The sequence below is a fragment of the Methylomonas paludis genome (assembly GCF_018734325.1).
Classification (GTDB): Bacteria; Pseudomonadota; Gammaproteobacteria; order Methylococcales; family Methylomonadaceae; genus Methylomonas; species Methylomonas paludis.
In genome coordinates this window covers 1,527,243-1,539,541 of sequence record NZ_CP073754.1, presented here as the reverse complement: position 1 = coordinate 1,539,541, position 12,299 = coordinate 1,527,243, and the positions used below count along the sequence as shown (strand labels likewise).

The following is a 12,299-nucleotide window of genomic DNA, read 5'->3' as shown; positions in this document are numbered from 1 at the left end:
CTTATATCGACATTTTGCCGAAAAATCGGGAGCTTACGCCCCACTTGGTTTGAATTTATTTCGTAAGTCCAGCCAGGTATCGACCAGTCCGCACACGGCCACCAGCAGCATGACATGCGGGATAGCCACTAGAGTGATATAAAAAACACTCAGCCACAACCGGCTGTTACGGCCATTGGCAAACAGGCTATGTAATACCGCACAACCGATAAAGGTGTATAACACCAACAGCACGATCAGCAGATTCCAGGCTATATCCGCAATTTGCCCAGAGCCCAGATTTGCCACTGCCAATAGCAGCAAGGCGAATACCGCCAAGGAACGATGCCCGCGCAATGCCAAATACTCAATGCGAAAACCACCGGGATTGTAGAGATTGGCCTGCCACCATCTGGCTAAAAATACGCCAAACAACAGTCCAAACACACTGCCGGCCGCTACCGCACCTGTCATGACATGGGCAAACATATCCGCAGAATGCTGCACCATCTCTGGCGATACATCCGGCTGACTGTCCAGCATAGGCCGCATCATCGCCATCAATAGACCGCCCCAGAACTGCACTGGATCGTCCTGTAAACTGTAAAACCCCAGAACGGCGGCCATACCCAACAGTACAGCAAGTTCCAGGGTAACTACCAGTTTCCTGCCCACCCGCAATATGATGGCTATCAGCCACACCGGCAGCCACAATACCAAGCCGTAAACCAGGGCAAATTGATATCCGCCCAGGATCAGGGTACTTAGTACCGCTGCCGCCGCTCCGCTGCATAACAGCACATAGAATCCGGCTTTTGCACCCAGCCGCAGTGTCACCAACGCCACTGTGGCCGAACTTACGATACTGACCGGCGGAAAAAGCAAAGACAGTAATGCCAGCGTGGATGCGACCATCATGGCCTGCATCCGTCCTTTCATGATAAAGGTTGCCAGAAACTGCACGCCTTTTGCTCCGATCAGCTGTTATTTATTTATGTGCGTCGCAGAAAGGCAGCAAAGCAATAAAACGGGCTTGTTTTATGGCTGAAGTCAACTGTCTTTGGTACTTTGCACTGGTACCGGTAATCCGGCTAGGGATAATTTTGCCGGTCTCGGTAATGTATTCGCTCAATAAATCCAGATCTTTATAATCGATCACGATGGCGTCTTCACCGCTAAAGCGGCAACCTTTCTTACGTCTGATATTATTACGTGCCATAAAGTTTTCTCGTTTCAATGTTGATTATTCTGGGGCTACTTCAGCAGTTATTTCGACTTCTGCATCGTCAACTACTTCTGCTTCGGCTTCTTCTTCAACTTCTTCTTTAACACGGCTGGAGGCTTTTTGGCCGTCATTGCCGCTTAAAGCGATAGCAGAAGGCGTAGTAACCGCCGCTTTTTGTACCAGAGTCAGGCTGCGCAGAATCGCATCGTTAAAACGGAAACCGCTTTCCAGCTCTTCCAGCGTGTTTTTATCGACTTCGATATTAATCAACACATAATGGGCTTTATGGATTTTTTTGATCGGATAAGCCAGATGTCTACGGCCCCAATCTTCCAGACGGTGGATAACGCCGCCCGCATCTTCAACAGTGGCTTTGTAACGTTCTATCATGGCAGGAACCTGAGCGCTTTGATCAGGGTGTACCAGGAAGACGATTTCATAATGTCGCATGATTTCTCCTTACGGTTTAAATAAGCTTCCCACCCTTAGGCAGTGAAGCAAGGATTTGGAGCAGAAAACTCCAAACAGCTCTCCATTATAAAAGAAGCTAATGTTTTTGCAAATCAATTTATTGTGTATTCAGTCCGATTAGCGCTTGGGTACAGAATATGCGCCCGATGGGTTTGGACAGATGGGCTTGGAAAAAGCTTGGTGACAGGACTGGCAATCCACCCTAAGCCATGATAATCATGCCTGACTATTCCCGGCTTTGAAAAGGCTACGCAACGCGCCCCTCGATGCAACAAGTGGCATCGAGGGGCGCGCCAGCTTTTCTATAGAGTGAATAATAGTTAAGCTTGGTGCCTGGCTGCTTTGCGGCGACCGCTCCAACCAATGCCGGCAACAGCCGAAGCCATCAGCCAAAAGGCACCCGGCAGCGGCACGGCAGCGGCTGGGGCCAGGCTGATTCCGGCTGTGGTTAATGGTGTGCTAACACCGTCAACCAAGGTCTGGTAAATCGGATAATAGACCACAGGCCCCGAACCACCCACGCTGATTACGCCACCACTTGACAAAGAGTTTGACGGGTCATCCAAATTATTATTAATAAATTCGCCGGTTAAAGCATTAAACACATATTCATGGGAATTGCCGTTGGCATCCTGATACCAGCCGGTGACATTGCCGTTGCTGTCCACACTGCTGGTTGAGGTAAATTCATAAGGGTTGGTGAGCGGGTCGTAACCGGTAACATCCGCTGTCTCATTAATCACGGTCCAAGTACCGGTAACGGTGTCATAAACAAAGCCTTCGGTGTTATTGCCGGCATTGGTAAATTGGCCGATGATGAATTCGCCATTACTGCTGACACCGTCAGCCTGGAAACTGCTGGCACCGATAAAGTCGCCGCTGAGCGGTGCCGCTAAATCGACATAGGTATTGCTGGCGACATTGTATTCAAAGATACTTTGGTTACCATCACCCAACACATCCCAACCGACCACCACATCATTATCGCTAATGCCGGTGGCATAAGTGGCAATTACGCCGCTGCCGTCGTCATTGGGATCTGCCAGAATGACAGGGGCTGCACTGGCATCACTGGCCTGGAAATAACTGCTTTGGCTAAAGGTGTAGGTATCACTGCCATCTGCTGCAATAACATCCTGGAAACTGTTGGAACTACCTATGCTATCGCCCAGGCTATTACTGGCAATGGTATATTGGTAGCTGTAATTATTGGGTATATAGCCGCCATCGATAGGATAAATAGGATCGACAGGAATTGGATCAATGACCAAACCGCCAGTCAGGCTACCGCTGGTATCGGTGCCGCCACTGGTATCCCCGCCAGTACCAGTAGTATCTGTGCTGGTGGTGGAAGTATCGGTAGTGCTGCCGTCAAGCCCGCTCGAGGTGGAGTCTACAGCCGATGAACCGGCCTGAAAAATAGAGGCTATACCCGAATAGCCGTTCAAACTGGCGTCGGTGCTGTCCGCCAAAGCCGCACCTGCCGGCATCAGCATGCCTGTTAGTATTAAGGTTGGGACGCTAGGCTGTAATTTAATGCGATTTTTGAAGCTCATAAATTTTCTCTTAAGTCGAATTTGGCCTGATGACAGAACATGGGCAGAGTGGCTATTTTAGCTATAAAGCTAAGATTCTAAAATTAATAGGAATATCGGCACCCGCACCATCCGGCATCGAAAAACTTGCACAGATAATACTACGCTTATCTGGCGTTTTCAAATGACAATGTAATTACTTTTAATGTTATTTTGATAACGCCAAGCCTTAGGCCAGACAGCATCAGCTTTACAGCGGCCAACATCGGCGGCCTGCTCCAAATAGACATAGCCCTGGATGTACCTAATCTGCAGGCGCATGGTTCGCAATTGATGCGCATTCACTGCGTTCAGCGCCCCACCGTACCCGTCAAACTAAAATTGATCGACTGCTAACAGGCACGATTCGACATTACTGCGTCTAATACAAAAACTCAAAAAAAACCGCCCAGGTGGGCGGTTTTTACCTACCAGAAAATATAAGCGGTTTTCTAAGCAGATTTACGCTTAGCCGCAACCGCTATCATGGGCAAGCCCAGCAGCAGCAATGCGTATTGCTCGGCTTCCGGCACTGCCAACACCGCAGCTACACCAGAAAGACTGACATCGTATTCCGCGCCGTAGATGTCGTTACCCAGAAAGCCCAAAAAGCCACCGGTGTAATTGTCATTAGCGCTAAAACTGCTGTATAGGGTATGCCCGTCCCATGAAGCTGTCAGCAGATATTTAATATCGCCACCGCCACTATAGCTATCATCAAAGTCGACTTGAAAGGCATTGCCGGTATCAGCGAAATATTGAGTGGATGAGCCACCGGCCAAAACATTACCAAAATGCCAGGTACCGGAAAATGAGGCACCATCGCTAGCGGTAAACACAATATTGGTCAAATCAAAGCCACTGGTATTCTGGACTGTAAAATAGCTGTTTTCCTGACTATAGTCGTACCCGGCAATGATATCGCCAATAAAGCTGGCGGAAGCGCCGCTACTGAGGCTGAGTAGGCCTATGGTTAATACAGTGTTGAATATGCGCTTGGATAATTTCATAACATGCTCCTATTAATAAATGACTGCTGGTTACACCTGCCGAACCGGCTACCGCCCACACTGAGTTTGGCCCAGTGCCAGCGGTAACAATGCCAAACGAAAGACCGCCTATTTTTTGCTGTTGATCAAGGCAAAGCCATGTGGTCGGCCATTAACAGGATATGCACCGCCATAACCGGGAATATTGACAATATCACTACTGAAATCCAGCTTGAATTTGCTATCCAGTTGCAGATTGTTAGGGGTGACATTAAGAACATGCACCTTATGATCACCTTCTACGCCCACGATACCGATAGGTGCAGCATCCACCCCCAGGTTTTCATCCAGAAAATAATCGGATACCACCAAACGCTTCTCATCGTTACTCAATTCCAGAAAGTGCGGTCCGGAACCAACACCCAGATTCACCACACCCAGCAATTTGGGGGCTGTTGGGTTTTCGATATTGAATTGGGCAACCCGGCCATGTTGGCCTTGATAATTCAGGGTGATAAATAAGCGGGTACCGATTTTATTAATCCGGATCAGATGCGGCCAGGGTGGTGTGCCATCTGCTTCAACAAAGCCGGGATGCGTATTAAAATCAAATACGGGTGTGGCACTGCCTTTGCCGCTATCGGCATTTGGGTCGATCAGATACAGTTTGCCGTCTATCACACCGCTGGCAAAAGCCCGTTCTTTACTGTCACGTGGGATCAATTCCACCGCAATCGTGCCGGCCTTGCCGTCACCGACCGGAATGGTCTGTTTAATTTGCCGGGTATCGAAGTTCCAATAACGCACGCTACCACGGAATAAATCGCTGTTGCCGCCGTCATGACTATGGCCCAGAATGGTATGTATGGGGCAGATAAAGTCGCTGGTGACCAGCAAATTGCGGCTTTCATCAAATGAAATACCATGCGGATTAAAGCCGGCCGGGATGTTGGCATCGAGTTTATCCGGCCAGACCCCGACCACATGATGATGGGTATCGTATTCAATCAAACGGCCAGGGGCGTTACCATCCCAACTGCCCATAAAAGTTGCCAGGAAATGACCATTACTGACTGGCTCGTATTCGTCGGCGATAGAAGCATAAGTCAAGCTGCCGTCAACTTGTGCGCCTTCGGCAGAAATAAAGCTGGGCTGGCGCGGATTAGTCACATCAAAGAAAAAGCTTTGGTTTTGACCATTTAACACGCTTAACAAACCGCCGCCGACAAAGGTTTTTTTATCGGCAGATAAGCCCACATGATGCGGTTCGTTACCAATAGCACCACCATAAAGGTTGCCGTTTTTATCAGTAAGATTAGCCCAAGGCGCATTGGCCGAGGTGGGTAATACAGCAGAAGGTAAAGGGACAGTACGTAATACTTTGCCGTAAGTCGCGGAGCTGGCGTTGAGATCTATCACGCTGAGAAAATCCGGTGCTTTATGCAGCTTATCGCCAGCCCAAACCAGCAGAGTATCTTCAGTTGGTAGTGGCGGCGGCGGTTTGACAGCTTGTGAGGTTTGGCCATAACCAAGCAGCAGGACAGCACCCACCATCAAGCCGGTTTTACGAACTGCGGCATTACTTTCTATCTTCATAATTTCCCCCGATTTAAAATTGATTGTCAGGACTTACGCAAACCATTTGATGGCGCTTAATCCAAGCAATAAGCCTATTGGTCAACCTACCCAGCCGCCAATAATCCCTGTTCCTGAAAACTATCAAGTACAAGCACAAGGCGTAATGCATTATTCGGGCCACCACAATATTTATTATGTTTCAATGGCTTATTGACATATAAATGCGTTAATGTGTTTATTTTGAAACAGGACGGCAACTTATACTGTTTGTGTCGATGCAGTAGAAGCAGAAAAGTTAACTGAATCTTTGATTTATATCAGTATAGCGATGCGCTACTAAGCTTAATATGATGGACATGGGAGCAATTGGTTTTGTCCGATGTTGGAACTATGCTGCGCCAGGGCTGCCGAATCGATGCTAATACCCTTATTATGGCCGCCAAGCTTTAGGCTTCCTCTTTTTATATATACAGGTGCTCTATGCCAAACCAGACGACTCTTATCATAGACGGCAATCAGGCTGCGGCAACGATTGCCCATAAGCTGAATGAAGTGATTGCCATTTATCCGATTACTCCGTCTTCGGCTATGGGGGAATGGGCCGATGAATGGTCTGCGCATGGTCAGCGCAATTTGTGGGGGGCGGTACCGCAAGTGATTGAGCTGCAAAGCGAAGGCGGGGCGGCGGGCACCATACACGGGGCTTTGCAGGCCGGCGCATTAGCCACCACCTTTACCGCCTCACAGGGCTTGCTGTTGATGCTGCCCAATATGTACAAAATCGCCGGCGAACTGACTGCCACGGTGTTTCATATCGCTGCCCGCGCTTTGGCTTGTCAGGGCCTATCAATTTTTGGCGATCACAGCGATGTGATGGCGGCACGCATGACCGGTTTTGCCATGTTGTGCGCCAATTCGCCCCAGGAAGCCCTGGATTTTGCCCTGCTGGCCCAGGCTGCCAGCCTGGAAAGCCGGATTCCGTTTATGCATTTTTTTGACGGCTTTCGCACCTCGCATGAAATTGCCAAAATTTCCGTGTTTGACGATAGTGTGCTTAGCGCTCTGATCAAGGATGAATGGCTGCAGGCCCATCGTCAACGCGGCCTGACCCCGGATCAGCCGGTGTTGCGCGGCACCGCTCAAAATCCCGATGTGTATTTTCAGGGCCGCGAGGCAGTCAATATTTATTACCAGGCCTTGCCGGACATCCTGCAAGCCGCCATGCAACACTTTGCCGAACTGACCGGACGTCGTTACCGGTTGTTTGAATATGTGGGCGCAGCAGATGCGCAACGGGTGATCGTGATCATGGGTTCGGCAGCCAATACCGTAGAAGAAACCGTAGCGTTTCTAAACCAGCAAAACCAGTCGGTGGGGGTGCTGAAAGTGCGTTTATTCCGGCCTTTTGCCGCTGAACGTCTGCTAGCGGCTTTACCGGCCAGCTGCCGGAAAATTGCGGTACTGGACAGAACCAAGGAACCCGGTGCCGATGGTGAGCCTTTATATAAAGATGTATTAACGGCAGTAGTACAGGATTTCAGCGGCGCCAAGCCCAAATTCAGCCAGTTACCCAAAATCGTCGGTGGCCGTTATGGGCTGTCATCCAAGGAATTTACCCCCGGCATGGTGAAAGCGGTATTCGAAGCCTTGCAACTGGAGCAGCCACCCAATCAGTTCAGCGTGGGCATCATTGACGATGTCACGCATAACAGCCTGGTTTGGGATGCCGGCTTCCGCACCGACACTGGCCGGCATAATTTTCAGGCCATGTTTTACGGCTTGGGCAGCGACGGTACGGTGAGTGCCAATAAAAACACCATCAAAATTATCGGTACCGCCAGTGACTTTTATACCCAGGGTTATTTTGTTTACGATTCCAAAAAATCCGGAGCAATTACGGTTTCACATTTACGCTTTGGCCCGGAACCGATTTTATCCAGTTATCTGATTGCTGAAAACGATGCCAACTTTATCGGCTGCCATCAAACCATTTTTCTGGAACGCTACGATATGCTGGTCAACGCCGCTGATAATGCGGTGTTCTTGTTAAATACCCCAGTGCCTGCCGATCAGGTGTGGGCCAGCCTGCCGGCCACCATGCAGGCGCAAATGCAGGCCAAGCAAATTCGTTTTTATGTGATTGATGCTTATGCAGTTGCGGGGCAATGCGGCATGGGCAAGCGTATTAATACCATTATGCAGACCTGTTTTTTTGCGATTTCCGGGGTAATGCCGCAACAACAGGCTATTGCCGCCATCAAGCAGGCGGTGGAAAAAACCTATAGCAAAAAAGGCGCACGCATGGTGGAGCTTAATTTCAAGGCCATCGATGCCACCCTGGCCGGCTTGCAAGCCGTACCGCTGGGCGTGCCTAGCGGTAACCGCCACATCCATAACCCGGTGGCGGCCAATGCGCCGGAGTTTATCAGACGCGTTACCGCCGAGATTATTGCCGGGCGCGGCGATTTGCTGCCGGTCAGTGCCATGCCGGTGGACGGCACCTTCCCTACCGGCACCGCGGCTTACGAAAAACGCAATCTGGCGCTGGAAATTCCGGTCTGGGAAACCGATTTATGCACTCAGTGCGGCAAATGTCCTATGGTCTGTCCGCATGCGGCCATCCGCAGCAAAATCTACAGCACCGACCTGTTGACTGATGCACCGGCGGAATTTAAACATGCCGCCATGCTGGGCAAGGATTTTCCGGCCGGCTTGTCCATCAGTTATCAGGTTGCGCCAGAGGATTGCACCGGTTGCGGTTTGTGTGTGGATATTTGCCCGATCCGGGATAAATCCAATGCCAGCCGCAAGGCTTTGAATATGCAGCCGCAAGCCGTATTGCGGGAAACGGAAAGCCAGAACTGGCAGTATTTTTTAAATCTGCCGGAATATGAACGGCGCTTGTTGAAAACCAGCACCATCAAGGGCGCGATGGTGCTGCAACCTTTATTCGAGTTTTCCGGCGCTTGCGTGGGTTGCGGGGAAACACCTTATATCAAGCTGGCTTCGCAATTATTCGGCGACCGTATGGTGGTGGCCAATGCCACCGGTTGTTCGTCCATTTACGGCGGCAATTTGCCCACTACACCCTGGACTAAAAACGCCGAAGGCCGTGGCCCGGCCTGGAGTAACTCGCTGTTTGAGGATAATGCCGAATTTGGCTTGGGCATCCGCGCCGGTATCGATCATCACGCTCATCAGGCGCAACGCTTACTCAACGACTTGAGTCTGGAACTGGGTGAGGCGCTGGTGCTGGATATTCTGGAGGCTGATCAGTCCGATGAAGCCGGCATTTATGAACAGCGCCAGCGGGTTGCCCAGTTGAAACAGCGCTTGACCCTGATCGACACGCCCAGCGCCGGCAATCTGCTGGATATAGCCGATTATTTATGCAAGAAAAGTGTCTGGATTATTGGTGGTGACGGCTGGGCTTACGATATCGGTTACGGCGGCGTGGATCATGTGCTGGCTAGTGGCCGCAACGTCAATATCCTGGTGCTGGATACCGAGGTGTATTCCAATACCGGCGGTCAAACCTCCAAAGCCACGCCCTTGGGGGCTGTGGCCAAATTTGCTGCCGGCGGCAAAGCCACCGCTAAAAAGGATTTAGCCTTGCTGGCGATGGATTACGGCAATGTTTATGTGGCCCATGTGGCTTATGCCGGCAAAGACACCCAAACCCTGAGTGCCTTTCTGGAAGCAGAGGCGCATGACGGGCCGTCGATTATTATTGCCTATGCGCCCTGTATCGCCCACGGCGTGGATTTGTCCAACAATCACCGCCAACAGAATCTGGCCGTCAAAAGCGGACATTGGCCTTTATTCCGCTTCGATCCAGCCAAAGCCGCGCTGGGTAAAAATCCCATGCATCTGGATTCAGCTGAACCCTCCATCCCCTATCGCGAATTTGTGATGAGTGAAACCCGGTTCAGTATGCTCTGGCAATCCGACCCGGAAGCTGCCGAACGCTTCTTGCAACAGGCCCAGCAGGATGTGAAAAACCGTTATCGTTATTACCGCCAGTTGGCGGAACTGGACTGGTCGGCGGCGGTAAGCGTGGTCGAACAAAAAGCCAAACTGGCCGGACAAACGGCTGAGGAGACAGATCGTGGTTGATTTAAGCACTGAATATTTGGGATTAAAACTAGCCAATCCTTTGGTGCCTTCGGCTTCGCCGCTGAGCAAGGATCTGGATACCGCCCTGCGCCTGGAAGATGCCGGTGCAGCGGCGCTGGTGATGTACTCCTTGTTCGAGGAAAAAATCGCGGCAGAACAGCAGCAGATGGAACGGTTTTTCTTCGGTCAGGCCATCGGTCATGGCGAAGCGGATTCATTTCATCCGGTGCCGGAGCATATCAAAACCTATCAGGAACAATACCTGGAAAACCTGCAACGCCTGAAAAGCTGTTTGTCCATTCCGGTGATCGCCAGCTTAAACGGCACATCGCTGGGCGGCTGGATAGAATCCGGGCTGGCTTTGCAGCAGGCCGGCGCCGATGCGCTGGAACTCAATATTTATTATCTGGCTGCCGACAGCGCCGACAGCAGCGAGCAGGTGGAAAACCGCTATCTGGATATCTTAAAAGCCCTAAAAGCCAAAGTCAGCATCCCTTTAACCCTAAAACTGTCACCCCAATTCAGCTCCCCGCTACATTTTGCCCGGCGCTTACAAGCGGCGGGCGCAAACGGCATAGCCCTGTTCAACCGCTTTTATCAGCCCGATATCGACCTGGAAACCTTGCAGGTAGTACCCAAACTGGAACTGTCCACCGCCGCAGAAGCCTTGCTGCGCATCCGCTGGACAGCGCTGATGTATGGCCGGGTGGATTTATCTTTGGCGGTAACCGGCGGTTTTCACCGTACCCCGGAAGTATTAAAAGCCCTGCTGGCCGGTGCGGATGTGGTGCATTTATGCAGCGCCCTGCTCGAACACGGGCCGGGGCGCTTGACCGAGATACTGGATGAGTTGGAAGCCTGGCTGGACAGCCATGAGTATGCTTCGGTAAAACAGCTAAAAGGCAGCGTCAGCCACCAACATGCCATTAACCCCGGCGATTACGAGCGAGCCAATTATGTGCAGGTGTTGGACAGTTATTCACATGCGCCGGGGGTGTTGTGGTGATTTAAGTCGGTGTTTGCTGGTGTGCTGCCTGTAATCTCCTAACCCCAAAGCTACCATAGGGTGTGCTGAGTTTACGAACCGCACCGTTAGCGAACCGAGATGCGCTTCACGCTGTTCAGCCAGTGTAGGTGCGATTAACAACGCGTAATCGCACGCATGTTATTAACCAATCTCTAAATTTAGCTTGTTCTACCAGTTGATCTGATAATTTTTTTCATGCAACTGGAATAAGGCTAACCGGATTTGATGAATATTACCATAAGCAGATGAATGTTGGCTTCGAACGGGCGATTACACTTGGTTAATCGCCCCTACAACTTTAATAACAGCCCGCGCAGCTGTTGTTAAAAGATAGCACCATCCATCAGTATACCATCAATTCAACGGACCAATTTATGAGCAGATACAGGACAGTTCAGTGATTCACATGCGCCGAGGTTGTTGTGATGATGATTTAATTCGGTGTTCGCTGCCGCACTGACTGCAATTGATATTCCGCGTAATGTATAAATCGAGTGCATAGTGCGGTTAACTGTCGCCATTCGCTCAGACCCATTTATTCTATTATCAGGAATTATTATGAACAAAGATCAAGTCAAAGGCAGAGTCGAAGAATCTAAAGGTAAAATCAAGGAAGTGGCCGGTAAAGTACTGGATGACCAAGATTTGGAAAATGAAGGTAATCTGCAGAAAAATGTCGGTAAGGTACAGTCAGGTTTTGGCGATCTTAAAGACGATATCAAGCACTCAAAATAATACGAGTCGTATACCGGTTCTGTTTTGCAGGTTTGCCGTACTCAATCCGCCTGGATTGTAGTGGTCACAGGTATTCTTTGTGTAGAAACGAAATACTAATCCCAAATTTTAGAGTAGATAAAGACTAATCTGCTTTATCAATTTTAGGAGAACGTCCATGTCAATTGGAACAATATTACTTATATTAGTTGTATTAATGCTGCTCGGTGTTATCCCGGTTTGGCCACATAGTCGCGCATGGGGTTATGGGCCTAGTAGCGGGTTGGGGCTTATTTTGATTATATTACTGGTCCTGGTGCTAACAGGCAGGTTTTAAATATTAATCTAGTGCTTACTTTGACGAACGTGCTAGAGGATATGCCGACTCTGAAGGCGCATCACTAGACTGTATTCGTCAATCAATAGTTGGCGTATGACTAGACCATAATTGGTATAGCCAAATTTCCCAAAAAAGCCTCCCAAGTACTGGGAGGCTTTTTTCCTAGGCTGTAAAAGCCTTGGGTACAGATTTGCCGTTTCGAGCTAAAGCTGTCGCATACCAGAGTCGCTGGTGTGTTGATTTTGCGTATCTCATATTTTGTCCTCGCTGGTAGGGTAGCGTCAGG

General features: G+C 50.0%; 11 protein-coding genes. 5 read left to right on the top strand and 6 right to left on the bottom strand.

Annotated features, from left to right (window positions below):
- Window positions 1–33: 33 nt before the first annotated feature.
- The 4 genes from KEF85_RS07060 to KEF85_RS07045 form a co-directional block, all read right to left on the bottom strand.
- Window positions 34–942 (bottom strand): YybS family protein, encoded by a 909-nt coding sequence (locus KEF85_RS07060; RefSeq protein WP_215584466.1) that lies wholly within the window; start codon window positions 940–942, stop codon window positions 34–36.
- 25 nt (window positions 943–967) lie between these two features.
- Window positions 968–1,198, bottom strand: coding sequence for a 30S ribosomal protein S18 (rpsR, locus tag KEF85_RS07055; protein ID WP_215584464.1), 231 nt, complete (start codon window positions 1,196–1,198; stop codon window positions 968–970).
- Between the two features lie 24 nt (window positions 1,199–1,222).
- Complete coding sequence (gene rpsF, locus KEF85_RS07050) at window positions 1,223–1,654, bottom strand: 30S ribosomal protein S6 (RefSeq protein ID WP_215584462.1); 432 nt, start codon at window positions 1,652–1,654, stop codon at window positions 1,223–1,225.
- A 341-nt stretch (window positions 1,655–1,995) separates the two neighbouring features.
- A complete protein-coding gene (locus KEF85_RS07045; protein WP_215584460.1) occupies window positions 1,996–3,231 on the bottom strand; it encodes a hypothetical protein in 1,236 nt (411 codons plus the stop codon).
- 192 nt (window positions 3,232–3,423) lie between these two features.
- On the opposite strand from KEF85_RS07045, the gene KEF85_RS07040 reads away from it, so the two are divergent.
- Window positions 3,424–3,606 carry a hypothetical protein gene (locus tag KEF85_RS07040; protein ID WP_215584458.1) on the top strand — a complete coding sequence of 61 codons (183 nt, stop codon included), beginning with the start codon at window positions 3,424–3,426 and terminating at the stop codon, window positions 3,604–3,606.
- 95 nt (window positions 3,607–3,701) lie between these two features.
- Here KEF85_RS07040 and KEF85_RS07035 read toward each other — a convergent pair whose 3' ends face one another.
- Both KEF85_RS07035 and KEF85_RS07030 read right to left on the bottom strand, forming a co-directional pair.
- Entirely contained in the window at window positions 3,702–4,259 is a 558-nt protein-coding gene (locus KEF85_RS07035; RefSeq protein WP_215584456.1) for a hypothetical protein, read from the bottom strand.
- Between the two features lie 108 nt (window positions 4,260–4,367).
- Entirely contained in the window at window positions 4,368–5,834 is a 1,467-nt protein-coding gene (locus KEF85_RS07030; protein ID WP_215584454.1) for a selenium-binding family protein, read from the bottom strand.
- Window positions 5,835–6,296: 462 nt separating this feature from the next.
- Between KEF85_RS07030 and nifJ the strand changes: the two genes are divergently transcribed.
- The 4 genes from nifJ to KEF85_RS07010 all read left to right on the top strand — a co-directional run bounded on the left by nifJ (window position 6,297) and on the right by KEF85_RS07010 (window position 12,010).
- Entirely contained in the window at window positions 6,297–9,932 is a 3,636-nt protein-coding gene (nifJ, locus tag KEF85_RS07025) for a pyruvate:ferredoxin (flavodoxin) oxidoreductase (protein WP_215584452.1), read from the top strand.
- Window positions 9,925–10,938 carry a dihydroorotate dehydrogenase-like protein gene (locus tag KEF85_RS07020; RefSeq protein WP_215584450.1) on the top strand — a complete coding sequence of 338 codons (1,014 nt, stop codon included), beginning with the start codon at window positions 9,925–9,927 and terminating at the stop codon, window positions 10,936–10,938. Before nifJ ends, KEF85_RS07020 begins: the two co-directional genes overlap by 8 nt.
- 579 nt (window positions 10,939–11,517) lie before the next feature.
- On the top strand, window positions 11,518–11,694 hold the full coding sequence (locus KEF85_RS07015) for a CsbD family protein (RefSeq protein ID WP_215584448.1): 177 nt from the start codon (window positions 11,518–11,520) through the stop codon (window positions 11,692–11,694).
- A 157-nt stretch (window positions 11,695–11,851) separates the two neighbouring features.
- Window positions 11,852–12,010, top strand: a complete 159-nt coding sequence (locus KEF85_RS07010) for a DUF3309 family protein (RefSeq protein WP_215584446.1) — start codon at window positions 11,852–11,854, stop codon at window positions 12,008–12,010.
- Window positions 12,011–12,299 lie beyond the last annotated feature (289 nt).

Coding starts and splice junctions, on each gene's coding strand:
- rpsR (WP_215584464.1), bottom strand. CDS start 1,198: ATGGCACGTAATAATATCAGACGTAAGAAAGGTTGCCGCTTTAGCGGT.
- rpsF (WP_215584462.1), bottom strand. CDS start 1,654: ATGCGACATTATGAAATCGTCTTCCTGGTACACCCTGATCAAAGCGCT.
- KEF85_RS07045 (WP_215584460.1), bottom strand. CDS start 3,231: ATGAGCTTCAAAAATCGCATTAAATTACAGCCTAGCGTCCCAACCTTA.
- KEF85_RS07035 (WP_215584456.1), bottom strand. CDS start 4,259: ATGAAATTATCCAAGCGCATATTCAACACTGTATTAACCATAGGCCTA.
- KEF85_RS07030 (WP_215584454.1), bottom strand. CDS start 5,834: ATGAAGATAGAAAGTAATGCCGCAGTTCGTAAAACCGGCTTGATGGTG.
- nifJ (WP_215584452.1), top strand. CDS start 6,297: ATGCCAAACCAGACGACTCTTATCATAGACGGCAATCAGGCTGCGGCA.
- KEF85_RS07015 (WP_215584448.1), top strand. CDS start 11,518: ATGAACAAAGATCAAGTCAAAGGCAGAGTCGAAGAATCTAAAGGTAAA.
- KEF85_RS07010 (WP_215584446.1), top strand. CDS start 11,852: ATGTCAATTGGAACAATATTACTTATATTAGTTGTATTAATGCTGCTC.